The sequence below is a fragment of the Corynebacterium sp. EPI-003-04-2554_SCH2473622 genome (genome assembly GCF_001665955.1).
Classification (GTDB): domain Bacteria; phylum Actinomycetota; class Actinomycetes; order Mycobacteriales; family Mycobacteriaceae; genus Corynebacterium; species Corynebacterium pseudodiphtheriticum.
This window is the reverse complement of record NZ_LZMN01000019.1, coordinates 1-18,939: the sequence shown is the minus strand read 5'-3', so window position 1 is coordinate 18,939 and position 18,939 is coordinate 1. Positions and strand designations below refer to the sequence as shown.

General features: G+C 56.6%; 15 protein-coding genes, 5 tRNA genes and 1 pseudogene. 8 read left to right on the top strand and 13 right to left on the bottom strand.

All coding sequences use genetic code 11. The features are described from left to right. From A5774_RS01765 to ramA, 4 genes are all read right to left on the bottom strand, one after another. Positions 1 to 1,654 (bottom strand): ABC transporter permease (locus A5774_RS01765; protein WP_231892310.1); only part of this gene is annotated, 1,654 nt, incomplete at its 3' end. A 2-nt stretch (positions 1,655 to 1,656) separates the two neighbouring features. Next, positions 1,657 to 2,475, bottom strand: a complete 819-nt coding sequence (locus A5774_RS01760) for an ABC transporter ATP-binding protein (protein WP_023018349.1) — start codon at positions 2,473 to 2,475, stop codon at positions 1,657 to 1,659. A gap of 126 nt (positions 2,476 to 2,601) precedes the next feature. Further along, positions 2,602 to 3,864 carry a UDP-N-acetylglucosamine 1-carboxyvinyltransferase gene (murA, locus tag A5774_RS01755; RefSeq protein ID WP_064833136.1) on the bottom strand — a complete coding sequence of 421 codons (1,263 nt, stop codon included), beginning with the start codon at positions 3,862 to 3,864 and terminating at the stop codon, positions 2,602 to 2,604. 30 nt (positions 3,865 to 3,894) lie between these two features. After that, a complete protein-coding gene (gene ramA / locus A5774_RS01750) occupies positions 3,895 to 4,737 on the bottom strand; it encodes an acetate metabolism transcriptional regulator RamA (protein WP_021354037.1) in 843 nt (280 codons plus the stop codon). A gap of 342 nt (positions 4,738 to 5,079) precedes the next feature. On the opposite strand from ramA, the gene cysK reads away from it, so the two are divergent. Both cysK and epsC read left to right on the top strand, forming a co-directional pair. Beyond that, positions 5,080 to 6,015: a cysteine synthase A gene (gene cysK, locus A5774_RS01745; RefSeq protein ID WP_027018056.1), complete on the top strand. Its 936-nt coding sequence runs from the start codon at positions 5,080 to 5,082 to the stop codon at positions 6,013 to 6,015. Positions 6,016 to 6,035: 20 nt separating this feature from the next. Beyond that, positions 6,036 to 6,602 carry a serine O-acetyltransferase EpsC gene (gene epsC, locus A5774_RS01740; protein WP_021354035.1) on the top strand — a complete coding sequence of 189 codons (567 nt, stop codon included), beginning with the start codon at positions 6,036 to 6,038 and terminating at the stop codon, positions 6,600 to 6,602. A 265-nt stretch (positions 6,603 to 6,867) separates the two neighbouring features. On the opposite strand, the gene A5774_RS01735 is transcribed toward epsC, so the two are convergent. The 3 genes from A5774_RS01735 to A5774_RS01725 all read right to left on the bottom strand — a co-directional run bounded on the left by A5774_RS01735 (position 6,868) and on the right by A5774_RS01725 (position 7,835). Beyond that, positions 6,868 to 7,161, bottom strand: a complete 294-nt coding sequence (locus A5774_RS01735; RefSeq protein WP_021354034.1) for a GNAT family N-acetyltransferase — start codon at positions 7,159 to 7,161, stop codon at positions 6,868 to 6,870. Positions 7,162 to 7,634: 473 nt separating this feature from the next. Further along, positions 7,635 to 7,707, bottom strand: a tRNA-Phe gene (locus tag A5774_RS01730). Between the two features lie 54 nt (positions 7,708 to 7,761). After that, positions 7,762 to 7,835: transfer RNA gene (locus A5774_RS01725), tRNA-Asp, on the bottom strand. A gap of 147 nt (positions 7,836 to 7,982) precedes the next feature. On the opposite strand from A5774_RS01725, the gene A5774_RS01720 reads away from it, so the two are divergent. Then, positions 7,983 to 8,882, top strand: coding sequence for an SDR family NAD(P)-dependent oxidoreductase (locus tag A5774_RS01720; protein ID WP_082936056.1), 900 nt, complete (start codon positions 7,983 to 7,985; stop codon positions 8,880 to 8,882). 117 nt (positions 8,883 to 8,999) lie between these two features. Here the strand turns inward: A5774_RS01720 and A5774_RS01715 are convergent. Together A5774_RS01715 and A5774_RS01710 are read right to left on the bottom strand one after the other, a co-directional pair. Next, a tRNA-Asp gene (locus A5774_RS01715) sits at positions 9,000 to 9,076 on the bottom strand. A 31-nt stretch (positions 9,077 to 9,107) separates the two neighbouring features. Further along, a tRNA-Glu gene (locus A5774_RS01710) sits at positions 9,108 to 9,180 on the bottom strand. A 140-nt stretch (positions 9,181 to 9,320) separates the two neighbouring features. Here A5774_RS01710 and A5774_RS01705 point away from each other — a divergent pair. Then, the gene (locus A5774_RS01705; protein WP_023018352.1) at positions 9,321 to 9,719 is read left to right on the top strand and encodes a metal-sensitive transcriptional regulator; all 399 of its coding nucleotides are present in this window, start codon (positions 9,321 to 9,323) and stop codon (positions 9,717 to 9,719) included. Here A5774_RS01705 and A5774_RS01700 read toward each other — a convergent pair whose 3' ends face one another. Beyond that, a complete protein-coding gene (locus A5774_RS01700) occupies positions 9,720 to 11,216 on the bottom strand; it encodes a DUF4185 domain-containing protein (protein WP_082936055.1) in 1,497 nt (498 codons plus the stop codon). A gap of 143 nt (positions 11,217 to 11,359) precedes the next feature. Here A5774_RS01700 and A5774_RS01695 point away from each other — a divergent pair, with 143 nt between their 5' ends. Continuing rightward, the gene (locus tag A5774_RS01695) at positions 11,360 to 11,620 is read left to right on the top strand and encodes a heavy-metal-associated domain-containing protein (RefSeq protein WP_021354030.1); all 261 of its coding nucleotides are present in this window, start codon (positions 11,360 to 11,362) and stop codon (positions 11,618 to 11,620) included. 28 nt (positions 11,621 to 11,648) lie between these two features. Then, a complete protein-coding gene (locus tag A5774_RS01690) occupies positions 11,649 to 13,970 on the top strand; it encodes a cation-translocating P-type ATPase (protein WP_064833135.1) in 2,322 nt (773 codons plus the stop codon). Between the two features lie 330 nt (positions 13,971 to 14,300). Here the strand turns inward: A5774_RS01690 and A5774_RS01685 are convergent. Both A5774_RS01685 and A5774_RS01680 read right to left on the bottom strand, forming a co-directional pair. After that, a tRNA-Lys gene (locus A5774_RS01685) sits at positions 14,301 to 14,373 on the bottom strand. A gap of 165 nt (positions 14,374 to 14,538) precedes the next feature. Continuing rightward, the gene (locus A5774_RS01680) at positions 14,539 to 16,050 is read right to left on the bottom strand and encodes an acetyl-CoA hydrolase/transferase family protein (protein WP_021354028.1); all 1,512 of its coding nucleotides are present in this window, start codon (positions 16,048 to 16,050) and stop codon (positions 14,539 to 14,541) included. A 293-nt stretch (positions 16,051 to 16,343) separates the two neighbouring features. Between A5774_RS01680 and dusB the strand changes: the two genes are divergently transcribed. Beyond that, positions 16,344 to 17,492: a tRNA dihydrouridine synthase DusB gene (gene dusB, locus A5774_RS01675; protein ID WP_064833134.1), complete on the top strand. Its 1,149-nt coding sequence runs from the start codon at positions 16,344 to 16,346 to the stop codon at positions 17,490 to 17,492. A gap of 24 nt (positions 17,493 to 17,516) precedes the next feature. Here the strand turns inward: dusB and mshD are convergent, their stop codons facing one another. After that, positions 17,517 to 18,611 carry a mycothiol synthase gene (gene mshD, locus A5774_RS01670; RefSeq protein WP_082936054.1) on the bottom strand — a complete coding sequence of 365 codons (1,095 nt, stop codon included), beginning with the start codon at positions 18,609 to 18,611 and terminating at the stop codon, positions 17,517 to 17,519. A 30-nt stretch (positions 18,612 to 18,641) separates the two neighbouring features. Here mshD and A5774_RS01665 point away from each other — a divergent pair. Next, positions 18,642 to 18,939: pseudogene (locus A5774_RS01665) on the top strand (DUF2993 domain-containing protein); the annotation flags it as partial.

The following is an 18,939-nucleotide window of genomic DNA, read 5'->3' as shown; positions in this document are numbered from 1 at the left end:
CCAAAGCCCCCGGAACCGCTTGAGGTACTGGGAAAGACCCATCCTGTGGCCCGGTAGCCAAGAAATCTGCGGTGACCGTATCTTCCAGCATGTCACCAATGCTGTTTTTCATGGTCGCACCCAGCATGCCAATGCCGGTTACCAGCATCATTCCCAGGGTCAACGCGAATGCCGTGGCAGCGGTACGACGTGGCGAACGGCGCGCATTCGTGGAAGCCAACCGCCCCATGGAACCAAACGGGGCTCCGATGACCCGGCCCAAAACTGGCACGATGCCCATGCTGAATGCTGGACCGGCCATGAAATAGCCGACGACTACCAAGAAGGCACCAATGCCAACCAAGCTGGCGCGCAGGGTGGTTCCAGAATCGTCCAGCAGCATCGCCAGGCCTGCGGCCAGTACACCAGCCACGATGATCACAGTGCCGATGATGGTGCGCACGGTCAGTGGGGCACCTGCAGCGGACTCCGTCGAACGCATAGCTTCTACCGGTTTCACCTGCCCGGCCCGGCGCGCCGGTGCCCAGGCAGAAGCGATGGTGACCACGACGCCCAGGATTATCGGTAGGACGATGGCGGTCAGTGACAATCCCAGCCCTCCACCATCGAAGGACATGCCGCGTGCAGAAAATACCGCGCGGATGACCGCAACCAAACCAATACCGGCAACCACACCAAGAGCCGAACCCAGCAGGCCAACGACCAACGCTTCCACCACCACTGATCCGGTGATCTGGCGCTGAGACGCACCGATAGAACGCAGTAGTGCGAATTCTTTGATGCGCTGCGCCACGATCATAGAGAAGGTATTGGCGATGATGAACGTCCCCACCAGCAGACCAATCAGGCCGAAGGCAACCAAGAAGTAATTGACAAAACTGAGCGCGTTGCTGATTTGCTCCGTCAATTCGTCGGCAAGCGCCTGCCCGGTTTGGGCTTCTACCTGTGGATACGTTTCGTTGAGGTGGTTCACCAGTTGCTCAGCAGTGGTGCCGTCATGTGCCGCGACAGCCATCTGGCTAGCAAGACCGTCTGGGTTAAACAGGTTCTGGTAGGAGCCGGCTTCCATCAACACCGACAACGAACCCAATCCTTGTTCCAGGGCTGGGGTGTAGATTCCGCTGACGGTGACTTCGTAGCGCTCTTCTGGAGTGACCAAAATGATCTTCTCGCCGACGCTGATGCCTTGCTCTTCTGCAGCGGTATCGTTGACGATGACCTCGCCTTCACCGTGCGGTGCTGTGCCGTCAATGATCTCGTCAGCGTCCCCCACCTTGTCTTCCGGCGGGTAATACATCTGCAGCGTGGAAGTACCACCACCTACCTGGTAAGCCTCCAGGTTCTCATTGGCGACTACCACGTTGGTAGATTCGGTCAGGTTGACCGCGCGCACCGATTCATCGTCGGTAATCGCTTGCACGGTCTCTCCATCGATGATGGGCAGGCCTTCTGCCGGACCGACTGCTGCGTCGACGTCCTCATAGGCGCTGCCCACGGCTGCCTCAAAGGTCGACGACAGCGAGTTGGTAAACATGAACGCGCCAGAAATAAATGCGGTACCCAGCATCACTGACAGTACCGTCAGTGCCAGGCGCAATTTATGCGAGACGATATTGCGCACGGCGATGGTGCGCATGGAAGTTCGCTTCGCCATATTTAGCCCTCAATTCCCGCCATGGTCTGCAAAATATCGTCCATGCTGGCGCCGTGTAGCTCATCGACGATTGTGCCGTCTTTCAGGAAGATCACGCGGTCGGCATACGAGGCCGCGCGTGCGTCGTGGGTGACAATCACCACGGTTTGGTCGTCGTTATCAACGGCAGTGCGCAAAATGTCCAGCACCTCTGCCGAGGAATTGGAATCCAAGTTACCGGTCGGTTCATCACCAAAAATGATCTCCGGGCGCGAAACCAAAGCGCGAGCACAAGCCACGCGCTGCTGTTGGCCACCAGAAAGTTCTGCGGGGCGGTGGCCCAAACGTTTCGCCAGGCCCAGGCGCCCGGTGACCTCGTCGAACCACGCCTGATCTACATCTTTACCTGCGATGTTGAGAGGCAGCGTGATGTTTTCGGCTGCAGTCAGCGTTGGCACCAGGTTAAAGGATTGGAAAATAAAACCAAGGCGATCACGACGCAGCTCGGTGATACCTTTATCGCCCAACTGCGAAAGATCTGTATCGCCGATGAAGGAATGCCCAGCAGAAGCCGCATCCAGCCCAGCCATGCAGTGCATGAGCGTGGATTTGCCGGAGCCGGAAGGCCCCATGATCGCGGTAAATTTTCCGCGTTCGAAGATCACATCGACGGAATCAAGCGCGACGACTTCTGTGTCACCAGAGCCATATTTTTTCGACAACCGGTGTGCGCGAGCCGCCGGAACAGCTTGCGGCGAATCTTGTGCGGCAACGGCATGTTTGCCAGTGGCGTGTTTACCAGTACCTGAGCCGCGCTGTGGGCCATTGTCATAAGCCGTCATGTGGGTGCGAACCTTTCCGGAAAGTTTCGGCGAAATCTACTGTGCGATTACTCCAAGCAGACTACCCGATAGGGTTCACACCCGGGCAAGGCTTCCCGCCCCAAGGGCTAGGACTAGTAGCTGCTCCTAAGCGACAGAGCGTTCGATGGTGGCACCCAAACGTTGCAGGTTTTCCACAAAGTTCGGGTACCCGCGATCAATATGGTGCACGTCATGAACCGTAGTTACGCCGTCGGCACGCAAGGCCGCCAACACCAAGCCGGCACCAGCACGAATATCGGAGGACCAAACGCTTGTCGACGACAGCTCATCAATACCCCGCAATACGACGTGGTGGCCGTCAACTTGTGCATCGGCACCTAGGCGCTGCATTTCGTCTACGAAACGGAAACGCGCCTCAAACACATTTTCCGTAATCACAGACATGCCGTCGGCAAGCGCAGAAATCCCAATGGCCATCGGTTGCAGGTCCGTCGGGAATCCCGGAAACGGCAGGGTTTGGTAGTCAACAGCAACCGGGCGTTGTTCCATGCGCACACGGAAGCCGTTTTCATACGATTCAATTTCTGCCCCGGCACTGCGCAGTTTTTCCAGTGGCAAGTGCAGGTGCTTGGGGGCAATGCCACCGACAGTAATATCCCCCTGCGTCATCGCGGCAGCATAAGCCCAGGTGCCAGCTACAATCCGATCGCCAATCACGTGGTGTTCGGTTGGATGCAGCTTGTCGACGCCGGTGATAACGATTGTGGAAGTTCCGGCTCCTTCCACCTGGGCCCCCATGTCATTGAGCATCTCGCACAGGTCGACGATTTCTGGTTCCCGGGCGGCATTATGCAGCGTCGTCACGCCCTCAGTCAGCACCGCGGCAGTCAAAATATTCTCCGTGGCCCCTACCGACGGGAAATCCAGCTTGATCTCTGCGCCGTGCAAGTTGTCCGCTTCTGCCACCACAGCGCCGTGCTGGATACGGGTAGTCGCACCCATTTTTTCCAAACCAGACTGGTGCATATCCAGCGGACGGGAACCGATCGCATCACCGCCGGGCAAAGCCACGACAGCACGCCCACAGCGCGCAGTTAGTGGCCCCAACACGCACACAGAAGCTCGGAATTGGCGGACTGCTTCAAAGTCCGCATTTGAAGAAAGCCGATCACTACTTGGTGTAGTGATGCGTACGGTTGGCCCGTCGATCTCCACAGCACAGCCCAACCCCTGCAGCACATTTTGCATCAGGGGAACATCGAGGATTTCTGGGCAATTGTGCAGCGTGGTAGTTCCTTCTGCCAACAACGCCGCGGCCATCAATTTCAGCACGCTGTTTTTGGCTCCGTCGACTTTGACTGAACCCTGCAAGCGTGCCCCACCGGTGACTAAAAATATATCCTTCACAATGTTAAAGACTACCGATTTCTCGAGCAGTTACGGCAACGCGCCGATGCGCCGGGCAGCGTTAACGGCCTCATACCTGGTGTGCGCACCGAGCTTGCGCATAACAGAGCGCAGATAAGACTTCACGGTTTCTGCGCCAATGCCCATTTCTTCCGCTGCCTCCACGTTGGTATGCCCTAAGGCAACACAAGAAAGCACATCAAGTTCGCGGGCGGATAGACGCGTGGACTGCTTGACGCGTACGGGCGAGACCATTTGCTCGCATAAGACCTCCAGCTCTTTGCGCACGTGCTCATCATTCACCCGGTTAGCCAGCATGCGCAGCTTAGAGTGTGTCGAACGAACTTGTTCCCATTCAGCACCATTCATGCTGCGGTTGGAACGCGGCGTCGCCGGAACAGAGGCTTCGATTTGCCGCAGCGCGGAATTAACCGCAATGTCTTGTTCCAGGCACCGTGCGGTCATGGTGACTTCTTCGATGACCTTATCGCCCAACCGCACCGGGGAATGCACACCGACGTAAAGTACGCCACGAATTTCTCTACGCACGATCACAGGAACGGCCAAAAGAGAATGTAGGCCTTCGTCCTGCATCACGCGGTCGTTTTCGTGGCTAATAATATTTGCGCGCGTGTAATCAGAAACACCGACTGGACGACGCGTGCTGACCACTCTGCCCCCCACGCCAGTACCTGCCTCCATGATGATGTTTTGCAAGGCAGGAGTACGCAGGCCCACCCACTGGGTAATTTGCAAGCGGTTATCAGGCAACAAGGTGGCATACATAGTGACGGGGATGCTGGTGGCGTTTTTCAACGCAGTGAGTGCTGAGCGGACAGCCTCATCGTCATCTTTGATTAGGTGGGAATCCATGAAGTCTCCTCATCTGGGTGTACCCATTTGGGTGTTTCCAAAACCGCTTGACCTCACTGTAGCGTGAAAACGGGGGTAATACCTAACCCCGTTCACCCCACCGATATCGTGGCCAAACATCTGAAACTATTGCGGCCAAACATCTGAAACTATTGCGGCCGAACATCTGAAATTTCGTCAGCAAAATTCCCCACCTGACCCGACTTAGCGGTCTAGAATATAAAGACTGCTCTGTCTGGTTTTTTATGTATAGTAGTGCGCAGAAAGTTAACCCCAACTCACTGCAGGGTGGCATGCATGCTCATGTACCGCCTCTGCAGCCGCAAAGGAGCTAAAGAATAAATGGGTAAGGTATACGACAACATTCTGGATACCATCGGTGGAACCCCACTGGTTCGTTTGAACGAATCCGTCAAGGGCCTGAAGGCTAACGTCTACGCCAAGGTGGAATCCTTCAACCCAGCAAACTCGGTGAAGGACCGCATTGGTCGCGCAATTGTCGATGCAGCCGAGGAGTCTGGCGAACTGAAGCCAGGCGGCACCATCATTGAGGCGACCTCCGGCAACACCGGAATCGCCCTGGCACTGGTGGGCGCGGCCCGTGGCTACAAGGTTGTGCTCACCATGCCAGAAACCATGTCCAACGAGCGTCGCGTTTTGCTGCGCGCCTACGGTGCAGAAATCGTCCTGACCCCAGGTGCGGCGGGTATGCAGGGCGCCGTCGACAAGGCTAACGAGATCGCCGAGACCGAAGACAACGCCATCCTGGCCCGCCAGTTCGCTAACCAGGCCAACGCCCAGGTTCACTACAAGACCACCGGCCCAGAAATCTGGGAAGACACCGACGGCAACGTCGACATCTTCGTCGCTGGTATTGGTACTGGTGGCACCATCTCCGGTGCAGGCAAGTACCTGAAGGAAAAGAACCCAGATCTCAAGGCTATCGCCGTTGAGCCAGCTGCTTCCCCACTGTTGACCGAGGGCAAAGCTGGCCCACACAAGATCCAGGGCCTGGGTGCAAACTTCATCCCAGAAATTCTGAACCGCTCTGTACTGGATGAAGTCATTACTGTCAGCAACGAAGATGCCGTCAAGGCTTCCCGTAAGTTGGCTGTTGACGACGGCATCCTGGGAGGAATCTCCACCGGCGCCAACATCAAAGCTGCCCTGGAAGTTGCAGCTCGGGAAGAAAACGAAGGCAAGAACATCGTCGTGATCATTCCGGACTTCGGTGAGCGCTACGTTTCCACCTTGTTGTACGAAGACATTCGCGACTAGTCCCTGTTAGGCTCTTGTCTATGTTCCAGATCGTGTCCCGCATCCGCGAAGATCTCCAGAATGCCCGCGAGCATGACCCCGCTGCGCGTGGCTCACTGGAAAATGCACTCGTTTATTCCGGCCTGCACGCGATCTGGGCGCATCGGGTTTCCCACTGGTTGTGGCAGCACAACTGGAAAGGGCCGGCCCGAATCCTGGCACAGCTGAATCGCTTTTTCACCGGTATTGAAATTCACCCCGGTGCAAAAATCGGTCGGCGTTTTTTCATTGACCACGGCATGGGCATCGTCATTGGCGAAACCGCCGAGATCGGCGATGGCGTGATGCTGTACCACGGTGTCACATTAGGTGGCCAGGTGCTCACACAAACTAAACGTCACCCAACGCTGGAAGACAACGTGGTGATTGGTGCCGGAGCCAAAGTGTTGGGTCCAGTGACCATCGGGAAGAACTCTTCCGTCGGCGGCAACGCAGTAGTAACCAAGGACGTTCCCGCGGATTGCATTGCCGTGGGAATTCCTGCTGTGGCGCGCCCACGGAAGAAAGAAGAGTGCGAGAAGCTCCGCGATCCGGATTACTACATCTAAGATTTCGAGCCTCACCACCCCGCCCCCACCATGCGGGGATATTGCTTGAACATGCGGTTGCGCAGCGTCTAAACCTTGCTACCTTGCATACATGATTAAAGCCCGGGTATTTGAACTGACCCCCGAAAGTTGGACTGAGCAATCAGTTTCTGACTAGTGGGAGCACTTCAAATACCCGGGCTTTTGTGCGGCCTATTCCGCGCAGCTGGGCGCGAATCAGGCCGAACAGTTGGTCGCAAATTATGCCGCGCAGTTAGGCGCAAAGTTAGTTCTCTGCGACAAGATCTTGATATTCCTCGTTTTTCTGCAGGAATTTCTCATACGCAGAGCACGTTGGAAGAATCTGCAGATCGTTCTCTCGGGCGTGGTCCAGGCTAAACTTGATCAGTGGTTTAGACAGGCCCTGGCCCCGGAATTCTTCGAAAACCTCGGTGTGGTTGAAATTTCGGACATTGCCTTTGTCTTGGTAATCAGCAAACCCTGCCAATTTTCCGTCGACGGTTATTTCAAAACGGGATTCTGCAGTGTTATTGGTGATTTGCTGGTTATGTGCAGTCATAAACTATCTCCTTGGATCAAATAGTTTCCGTGGACCTCGTGGTTCTTAAAACGGAAGCACTATGAGCTCTAGTATGCCAGGATTCCTCTACCGAAGATGCACAAAACGGTGGACAAGACGTTGGGAAAACATGGATAAAACGGTGGGAAAACGCGGGAAACGAGCATGCACGGTGAGGGCGTGACAAATGCAGGGTTATGCAACAAACCCCGGGAGTCCGATCTAATGTGCGATTTTTACAAATAGGGTCGCTAAAAGAGGCCTTTTTCGTTCACTATTTGTAAAAATCGCACAAAATTCCGGCTCCCCGACACGGGATAACAACCCCAGACACACCTTTGCCGTATAACCCTCATATATCCCGATATCCCCACTTTTGTCGTATAAATCGGAAACGAGCATGCACGGTGAGTGCGTAACAAATACACAAAACCCGCCAGCATGTTTGTGCAAACATTCTGACGGGCTAGATGTGGCCAGAAGCGGGATCGAACCGCTGACCTTCCACTTTTCAGGCGGATGCTCTACCGACTGAGCTATCTGGCCAAGGAAAACAATCTTAGGATTTACGTTTCCGCAAACACCCAGCATTTTCCTGAGCGACCCTGACGGGACTTGAACCCGCGACCTCCGCCGTGACAGGGCGGCGCGCTAACCAACTGCGCCACAGGGCCTTATTAACTTTGCGTGACTCCGAACCCTGACTGTGCAGTCTCCGTTGCGCACGATGGTTAAGACTACCTTTTTCCTATGCAACTGAGCAAATCCGCACTACAAGTGGCATAAAACCTACATACCAGAACCACCGCTAGACTCACCTTATGCCTACCGAAAATCCTGTACCAAGCGGCTCTGCACACCATAACTCGGCGCGCTACGGCTCTTCATCAAGCGGCTCTGCACCGCGCACCATCGTGATCACCGGAGCATCAGATGGAATCGGCGCCGCAGCCGCGCACACGCTACACAACGCCCGCTCGGAAGACCGACTCGTCATCGTCGGGCGTAGTCCAGAAAAGACACGCAACGTCGCCAATGCCTTAGGTGCAGAGCATTTCACCGCTGATTTTTCTTCCCTCACCGAAGTTCGGGAGCTTGCCGACGAACTCAACCAGCTAGACCATATTCACGCCTTGGCCAATAATGCCGGTGGGATTTTTGACGGGCCCGTAACCACAGCTGATGGTTTTGAACGGACTTGGCAGATCAACGTCGTTGCCCCTTTCCTGCTGACTTCCCTCTTGCAGGATAAACTCCGTGCCGACGATGCCACCGTCGTTCAAACTGCTTCAGTGGCACATTTGCTGATGTCTTATTTCCGGCCAGACGATCCGAACACTTTCCAACACTTCAGCTCGTCCCGCGCTTACGGTAACGCGAAACTCGGCGATATCTTGCTCACGCGCTATCTCGACTCGCACGGACTGACTGCGGTGTCTTTTCACCCTGGAGCACTGGCAACGTCGTTTGCACAGACTTCATCCGGCGTAATCTCTCGGGTGTATTCCAGCGTTTTGGCGAAAGCCCTCAGCGCACCCTCTGTGGGCGGCGATAACCTGGCTTTTTATTTGGCTGGAACTCCAGGTATTCATTTTGAATCCGGTGAGTATTACAACGAGAGGCGCCGCCCAGGCAGGCAACGCCCGATAGCGAAAAACCTGGGGGTGGCTCGCCGTATTTTCGACGATTTAAGTGACAAGCTGGGCGTCTGTTGGGCCTAAGCATGAATCTGAGCTTGAATATGGGCTCGGACATAAGCCTCGGACTTAAGCTTGCTGACAAGTTGTTAAAGAAAAATCTCGAGCCACCGTTTTTCAACGATGCCTCGAGATTTTGTTTGGCGACCCTGACGGGACTTGAACCCGCGACCTCCGCCGTGACAGGGCGGCGCGCTAACCAACTGCGCCACAGGGCCTTAGTGTGAAAGAGATTAGGAAAGCTCTTTGTACCCCCAACGGGATTCGAACCCGTGCCGCTGCCGTGAAAGGGCAGTGTCCTAGGCCGCTAGACGATGGGGGCTAGCGTGTTCAACACCTTGTTTCCTTGGTGTCGGCGACTTGCTATACACTAATACACTTCTTAGCATTTGACAAAACCGCAGGAGAAACACTGTTTTTCGCCGTTTGTATGCACTAGTTATCTGCCAGTATTCTACGGTTATGAGCGCCGCGGATACTCCACAAAAACTCGCCAAGACACTCGCCAAGACAATGGACACACAAAACGCGCAACAGCCACCCGAGCACGCTGACGACCCATGCCCATGCACCCACCATGAACACGGGTACAGCGCAGACAAATCCCGCTACTTGTCCCGTTTACGCCGCATCGAAGGGCAAACCCGCGGGATCCAGCGCATGATCGACGAAGACCAATACTGCATCGACATCATCACGCAAATCTCCGCGATCACCTCAGCCCTAGAAAATATTTCTCTGGACCTACTCAATGACCACATTCACTCCTGCGTAGCCGATGCCGCGACCCAATCTGGGCCACAGGCAGAAGCCACGCTGGACGAGGCCATGAAGGCCATCCGTAAGATTGTGAAGAGTTAACTAATCCAGCAGTGCGGCAGCTTCGGCGTCGTCAAGCTCAACGATCCTGGTGGCCTCATCAGGCGTCAGTTGCGGTACCGCGTTGTCGTCTGGAGCTACCTCGGTGACATCCAGAACTTCAGCATCAAACGGCGCGACATCCGGGCTTGGTACCGGCGCTGAACGCAACGCACGCGGCTGAACTGTCTCGGCACCCGCAATGCCGAAGAACTTGTCGAGGCCACGCACGTTGAACTGCGTGGAGTTATAACGTGAATTGTCCGAGGTGTTCCATTGCGAGATCACCAAATCAAGGTTGTCCAGGGTTGAACCCGGGGTGATGAAGCCGCCATAAGGTTGCGAGAAATTATTCGGCCCCTGCGGCTGATCCCATGGCCCGTTGCGCACGATGGTCGCTACCGGCACGCGGTTCCAGTCCGTAGCCAGCTCGCGAGAAATCCGGACTTCCACAGCCAAGGTTTCCTCGTTAAACATCGCCAGCACCCAGTGGCCTTGGATATAGCGCAGCGACATCTCTCCGGCCTGCACAGGCTCGCTGAGCACAGGGTGCAAGACGCTTGTCGACGCAGACTCCCACTGCCCCGTGCGCGGGTTGTAGTGCTGCCAGGCCCGCGGATTCGCTAGGTCGCGGGGCTGCATACGGCTGAGGTAGACGTCGTGCTTACGGCCAAATTTCGTCGACACCTGATAAACCCAGCCATCCGGGCCTTGTTCCCAGGACAACAGCTGCAGCAATCCGCCTTTATAGCCACCGTCGATCGTGCCGACAGATTGCCACGTCGCACCCTGATCGAGTGACTTCCACACCTGCGTGTGCGTGACATTGCCAAAAGGCTTGTTCCACATGCCCTGCATATACAGGGTGCTGTCGAGATTGAGTAGATCCGAAGGAATCACGGTCAGTCGATTTTCGCCGTGCGAATACTTGACCAGCTGTTGGACTTTCGGCCCGTCGTTCAGTGGCTCCAGGATCTCGATGCGCCCGTCGTGGGTTTTCTGGGCCACAACACCAACCGGGCTGAGCCACTCACCTTCACCGAAGCGTTGACCACGGAAGGAATCACCGAAAACCACCGCAAATTTCTTACCCGGGGTAATTTCGCGCATGATTCCCAGATCACCGGAATAGAAACCAGCGGCATCAGACTTGCCGACGCCCAGCAGGTCGCCCAGCATGGTGACGTTGAAATCTTGTCGGGGCGCACCGGGCTGGCCAGGTCGTCCAGGTTGGCCGGGCGCACCGGGCACACCAGGTTGTTGTCCCGGCCGCTCTGGTTGTGGCGCTGGCTTGGGCGCAGGGCGGCTACCTTGGTTGTTGCCGTTATTTCCGCTACTTCCGTTCGAGGAGCCGAACGCGGGCAAGGATGATTGCGCATGAGCAGCAACTGGGTGTGCACTAACCCCGACCCCAAGGCCGAAGCTCAGGCTCAGCGCAAGAACTAGCGTCGCTGGGCGCTTGTGAATTGAAGTCCGCGGTGCGCGGCGTGATTCTGACATACATAGAAATCTAGACCACCACACACCCTTGCCGTATACCCCCTAGGGGTATAAACTGGGGCCGGTAAGACAAATCCGAAAAGGTCTGCACACGAATATTCGCAATCAGACACACATATTCGCCATCAGAAAGGAACCTACTTATGTCCAACCCCAGCACCACTTTCCGCGTCACCGGAATGACCTGCGCGCATTGCGAAAACGCCGTGCACGAGGAAGTCTCCCAAGTCCCTGGCGTAGCCGGACTAACAGTCAGCGCACAAGAAGGCACTCTTACCGTCTTCTACAACAACGCCACTGACAACAACGCCGGTAACAACTCCGCCAAAGCCGAAAACCAAGCCAGCGACGAAGACATCATCGCAGCCGTCGACGAAGCTGGTTACACCGCCGAACGCGCCTAACCCACCGCATAAAGGAGCGCTTTCTACAATGCCCACCCCAAGGTCAACCTCCTCGCCTATTCCAGCATCAAGCACTGCTTCTTCCACCATTGAGCTGAATATTTCCGGGATGACGTGCGCCTCCTGTGCCGCACGCGTCGAAAAGAAGCTAAACAAGCACGACGGCGTGCATGCCGAGGTCAACTACGCCACAGAAAAAGCCACCATCACCGGCGACACGGATGCGCTGGATGCTGATGCGCTCATCGCCACCGTCGAAAAGACCGGCTATGGCGCAGAGCTCACCCCAGAGTCCACCACAGCAGGCACACAGGCCCCGCAGGATGCGATGGCCGAGGCCGAACTGGATTCTTTACGACGCCGACTCATCGTTTCCGCAGTACTGGCGGTACCGGTGATTGCTTTGGCGATGGTTCCGGCGTGGCAGTTTGATTACTGGGGCTGGGTGTCACTGGCGTTGACTTTGCCAGTCGTAGTGTGGGCGGGATGGCCGTTCCATAGGGCTACTTGGCAGAACCTGCGACACGGCAGCGTAACCATGGATACGCTGATCTCGCTGGGAACATCATCGGCACTGGTGTGGTCGATGGTCGCGCTGTTTTTTGGTTCTGCGGGCGATCCTGGCATGCGCCACGGCTTTGATTTCACGGTCTCGCGTGGCGACGGCCTGAGCCACATTTACCTCGAAGTCGCCGCTGGCGTAATCACGTTCATCCTGCTGGGTCGGTACTTTGAGAAACGCTCGAAGCGCACAGCCGGCTCCGCTTTGCGGGCATTACTGGATCTGGGTGCCAGTGAAGTCACCGTTCTGCGCGATGGTGCAGAGACCACCATCAACATCAATGAGCTGACCGTTGGCGATGAATTCGTCGTCCGTGATGGCGAAAAGATAGCCACCGATGGGGTGATCGTCTCCGGCCACAGCACCATTGACACCTCGATGCTCAGTGGAGAATCCGTCCCCGTGGAAGCCGGTCCAGATGATGCCGTCGCTGGCGCCACGATCAACGTCGGTGGCGGCAAGTTGGTGGTACAAGCCACGAAGGTAGGCAAGGATACCCAGCTAGCGCAGATGGCCCAGATGGTGGAAGACGCACAATCAGGCAAGGCTTCTGCCCAACGGCTGGCCGATAAAATCTCCGGGGTTTTCGTCCCCATCGTCATTGCCGTTTCCCTGCTCACGCTCATCGCCTGGCTGCTCATCGACGGTGACTGGGCCGCCGCATTTACCGCCGCGGTAGCCGTGCTGATCATCGCCTGCCCGTGCGCATTGGGCCTGGCCACCCCTACTGCCCTGCTGGTGGGCACCGGACGCGGCGCGCAGATGGGCGTGCTAATCAAAGGCCCAGAGGTGCTCGAGCATTCCCGTGGAATTGATCGCGTGATCCTGGATAAAACCGGCACTGTGACCACCGGCGTGATGGAACTTGCCGACGTTGTCACCGCCGAAGGCTTCGACCGCGACGAAGTGGTGCACTTGGCCGGCAGCCTGGAACACGAATCTGAGCATCCGATTGGCCGCGCAATCGCCCGGGCAGCCACGAACCAACGCGCCGACGGCACACTGAGCGAGGTCAGCGATTTTGAGTCCATCCGCAGCGCTGGTGTGCGCGGCGTGGTGGAAGGCCGCCGGGTGGCCGTCGGCAAGCCCAGCTTGGCGGACAACGCAGATCTGGGCGCGCTGCAGCAACCGTTTCTGAGCGCGCAGACCCAAGGTCACACTGCGCTCGTGGTGCTTGTCGACGGCACCCCCGCCGCCGTGCTGATGGTGGCCGACCAAGTCAAGACCACCAGCGCTGCAGCAATTCAGCAATTCCATGAACTTGGCATTGAAACGATGCTGCTGACCGGCGATAACCAGGCGGTGGCAGAAACCGTCGCGGCGGAAGTTGGCATCGAGCACGTGCGCGCCGAAGTTATGCCGGAAGACAAGGTCGCGGTGATCGCGGATTACCAGGATCGGGGCTATAAGGTCGCGATGGTTGGCGACGGCATTAACGATGCTCCTGCCCTAGCGCAAGCCGATTTGGGCATGGCGATGGGGACCGGCACCGATGTGGCAATGGAATCCGCCGATATCACGCTGGTGCGTGGTGATCTGCGGGCAGCCACCGACGCTATTCGCTTGTCTCGTCGCACGCTGGGCACCATCAAAGGCAATTTGTTCTGGGCTTTTGCCTACAACACCGCCGCCATTCCGTTGGCCGCTCTGGGACTGTTGAACCCGATGCTGGCCGGTGCGGCAATGGCGCTATCGAGCGTGTTCGTGGTTAGCAACAGCCTGCGCTTGCGTGGATTCACTTCTACCGCTGGTGCCGGCGTGGATGCTACCGCTGGTGCTACTGTGTAGCCCATCGCGAGTGCTACCTTGCGTGCAACCGCTTAGCCCATCGCCGGTGATCATGTCTATTGTGTCTTTTTTGCAAATAGGCCCGCTGAAAGTGGCCTTTTTCGTTCACTATTTGCAAAAATGCACCATCTGCCGACGCTCCGAGCAAACATATTTGGGGATGCGGAAAATCCTCCAAGATTCCGTCCGCATCCTCTTTTTGCTACTTAACCTACTTCCCCCTCTTTCACCCCAGCTTCGCTCAGAAAGATAACGACCCCCTGAACTCAAGAGCAAAGCAGATACAGCAAAACCCCTGGCCAATTTCTTGGCCAGGGGTTTACCTGTTTGTGGGCCCTGCGGGGGTCGAACCCGCGACCTTCGGATTAAAAGTCCGCAGCTCTACCAACTGAGCTAAAGGCCCAACAGCTCACTATGCTAATACACACCAAACATAAATAAAAATCACCCCAGCCAAGTGCGGAAACTGCACCAGCTGGGGTATCAGGCTGTCACGCCAGGCTAGGAACTGTCACCCCAGCCAAGTGCAGAAACTGCACCGGCTGGGATGACATGCGAGTGCCAGAAACTAGTCCTGCTTGCCGCGCATATCGCCGTATTCTTCGAAGTTGCGCTGGAAGTTGAAGGCGGTCTCCAGGTCAACCGGGGTGTGGACGTGCTGCTGCTTCATGGCACGGTCGAAGTAAGCCTGCAGCTCATCGCGGTAATCCGGGTGCGCGATCGCGATCATCTTTTCGGCACGGTCACGTGGGGTCAGGCCACGCAGGTCGGCGTAGCCGTACTCGGTGATGAAGACCATGGTGTCGTGCTCGGTATGGTCGATGTGCGAAGCGAATGGAACAATCGCAGAGATTGCGCCGCCCTTAGCCTGCGATGGGGAGATGAACGTCGAGATGTATGCGTTACGGGTGAAGTCGCCGGAACCACCGATACCGTTCATCACACGAGAGCCCATGACGTTGGTGGAGTTGATGTTGCCGTAAATGTCGGCCTCAATCGCACCATTCGAGGAAATCAGGCCCATACGGCGGATTACCTCTGGGTGGTTAGAAATCTGCTGTGGACGCAGGATGATGTGCTCGCGGTACTTTTCTGCTTGCTCGTTCATCTTTTCCGCATACTCTGGGGAAAGAGCAAACGAGGTTGCCGAGGCAACGGTCATTTTGCCGGCGTCGATCAGGTCCAGCATGCCGTCCTGGATAACCTCGGTGTAGGCGGTGATGTTTTCGAACTTGGAGTCCAGCAGACCTGCCATCACGGCATTTGGCACGTTCCCGACGCCGGATTGCAGGATGAACTGATCGTATTCCAAACGACCTGCTTCAACTTCGCCTTCGAGGAATTTCAGGAAGTTCGCTGCAATCTTCTCAGAGATCTCATCTGGTTCACTGAACGGCGCGTTGCGGTCCGCGGCATCGGTCTCGACGACAGCGACGACCTTTTCTTTGTCGATCTCGATGTATGGCGAACCAATGCGATCGCCGACGTTGACGATTGGAATTGGGGTGCGGTTCGGCTTGCGCGGGATCTGGTAGATGTCGTGCATGCCCTCGAGGTTTTCGGACTGCCAGGAGTTAACCTCGATGATGACCTTGTCGGCGTTGTCAATCCACTCCAGGTTGTTACCAACAGCAGACGATGGCACGATCATGCCGTCTTCGGTGATCTTGGTGGCCTCAATAATGGCGACCTGGAAACGCCCAAAGAAGCCCTGCTCTACCTGCAAGCCCAGGTGAGAGAGGTGGATATCCTGGTACTTTGCCTCGCCCGCGTTGAACTGGTTACGCAGGTTTGGATCAGAGTTGTACGGGGTTCGGTAGTTAATTGCATTGGCTTCTGCCAATACGCCGTCGCACTCTGGAGCGGTGGAAGCACCCGTGAACAGATCGATCTTGAACTCTTCGCCCTTGTCGTGGGCTGCCTTGGCTTTGTTGGCGATGGCCGTAGGCAGGGCCTTTGGGTAGCCGGCGCCAGTGAAACCGGACATACCGATCTTGTCGCCGTTGTTGACGTGCTCCGCAGCCTTCTCAGCGGAAGTGATCTTGTCTTTAAAGAATGCGTTAAGGATACGGTCAGCCACGTTATCTCTCCTTGTTCTGAACTTTCGTTCTGTTGCTATGCACGCTGTGCAGTCTGGTGGATACCCAGGCCAGAAAAGTGAGGCCTAGAACTCAGTTGCTGCGTAGCGCTTCTGACACCACAGTATAGCGGAGGTCACTGTGATTGTGTTCATGATGAATACTAGTCCACCTCATATTTTTGGTGCCATTCTTCGCACTTTCACGAACTTCTTCGCGTTTACACCCCACAGCTGGTGTCTCTTCTACTGTCTCGCGTTTGGTGGATTCCGCGTAGTTAGCGACAATAGGGCCTGTGAGCTTAACAATTGGCCCCCACCGGCTTTCTTCTCCCGTCGTCCTCGCCCCCATGGCTGGGGTGACAAATGTTGCTTTCCGACGTCTCTGCCGCGAGCAAGAAGTGAGGAAAACCGGCACGGTCTCCGGTTTATATGTGTGTGAAATGGTCACCGCTCGTGCGTTGGCAGAACGCAACGAGAAAACGTTGCACATGACAACATTCGCACCGGAAGAGTCCCCGCGTTCGCTGCAGCTGTACACAGTAGATCCGGAATGGACCTATAAAGCAGCAAAGATGATCGTCGAGCAGGATATGGCCGACCATATTGATATGAACTTCGGTTGTCCGGTACCGAAGGTGACCAAGCGCGGTGGTGGCGCTGCCTTGCCCTACAAACGCCGGTTGTTTAGCCAGATCGTGGCAGCTGCGGTCAAAGCCACAGAAGGCACCGATATCCCGGTGACCGTGAAATTCCGTATCGGCATTGACGACGAGCACCACACCCATTTGGATGCTGGCCGCATCGCAGTCGAAGAAGGCGCCCAGGCCGTCGCATTGCATGGCCGTACCGCCGCACAGCGTTATTCCGGCACTGCGGATTGGGAGCAAATCGCGGCGCTGAAACAACACCTCGCGCACACCGGAATTCCGGTGTTGGGTAATGGCGACATTTTCAAAGCGTCTGACGCCTCCGCCATGATGGAAGCCACTGGCTGCGACGGCGTGGTTATTGGCCGCGGGTGCCTGGGGCGGCCGTGGCTTTTCGCTGAGCTTTCCGCCCACCTGCGCGGTGAGCAACCCCCGGCCCCGCCGACTTTGGGTGAGCTCACCGGCATCATCACGCGCCACGCGGAACTGCTCGCCGAACACCAAGGCGAAGAGCGGGCCTGCCGTGACCTACGTAAGCATATGGGCTGGTATTTGCGTGGTTACCCAGTCGGTGGCGAGGTCCGGGCACGCTTAGCAAAAGTATCCAGCCTGGCCGGTCTCGCCGAAGAACTCGCACCTTGGGCAGATTCTATGGCGCTTGCCGACGACGCCGACGGCGCCCGCGGCCGCCAGGGTTCTCCTTCGAAAGTGGCGCTACCAGAGGGCTGGTTGGATGATCCACAGGACAATGCCCAGGCGCTGGCTGGTGCAGAATCGATGAATTCAGGCGGCTAGTACTAGTGCTGCCGAGCACTAGTACTAGGCATTGTTTTCGCTGTTAGAAGCGTAGACAACATGGTTTTCTGCGATGTCGAATCCCGATTTTTCGTACACGCGCACCGCAGATTCATTATCTTTTTCGACATACAAGATGACGTTCGTTGCCCCTTTATTCACCATCTGTTTAATTCCCAGGCGCAACAGGTGGCCAGACAGACCGCGGCCTTGGTAGGCACTCGCCAGGGCAATCACGTAAACCTCACCTACATAGGCCTCGTCGGTAGCTTCTGGTGAATTTTCGGAAGCATCATCCTTTGCACCTTCACCAGCAGCATTACCAGCACCGTCACCAGCAGCACCGTGCCATTTCGTCCAGTGAAAACCCGCTAATGCAGGGTGCTTGTCGACGCCTACTGCAACATCGTTGTCCCACAAAAGAATCACATCCTGCGGGTCAAACCACTCGGCCTCCATGGAGCGGTGCAAGCGGTCGCGATCCCAACCGCCTTGCTCGGGGTGCCAGGAAAATGCCTGGTTATTAGCCTCTACCCAACTGTTTTCTACGTGATCCGCACCGAAGCGGTCCACAGATTCCGTGTAATCGGCAGCCACAAAACCAGCGGGGGCTGCACCTGGCTCCGCGGATTTCTGCAACCCCGCACCGGTTAACGACATCACCAGCAGGTGCCGAACAATCTGTAGCTGATGTTTTTCCGCGATGGTGCGCGCAGCCGGCAACTGCCCGTGCGCCCACACCTGCAGACCCGCACCAACGACCTGCTGCAAATGCTCATATAAACACGTTCCATAGCCCTGCCCGCGGTGTTTCGGAGCAATCACCATCTCTGCATTATCATCATCCAGCCCAGCCAATCCCACCAGCTCGTCGTCAAGAAAAGCCAGTACCTGCTGCTGCCCGACACGCTGGTCAGATAGTCCGGCAACAAATTGCTCAGACAACGGAGCAAAACCATCAGCAGCTTCCGCAGCCTGCAGAATCTGTTCTGCTGCCCGGCGCGTTGCGGTAACAAGGTGTTCGCCACCTGGTTCGCCGGAACCGGCAAGGTCTGCTTGCGCGCGATTGGCGTCGGCAAGAATGGTGTGCTGGAAACGTAAACGATCGTAATTAGCCATGGCCCTACCCTAATACGGTATGAATGAGGAGTGTCATCGATCGTCGTCAAGCGCAAAACCGCCCGCCGTGCGGCCTGGGCCTTGGGCCTGGCCGGTGTAGTGAGTATCGCCTGGATCGGCGATACCGTGGTCGCTTCCAACGTGGAGCGCAAGATTTCTGATGCGGTGTATGAGTCTTATGCGCCCGAATCCGGAAATGAGCTGGCCACGCCCCCATCGGTGTACGTCGGCGGGATTCCGTATCTGCAAGCCTTGCGCTCTTCTCAGGTACCGGTTGTTGGGGTATCGGCACTTGATGTCGATGTCGACGGCGTCGGCATGGTCAACA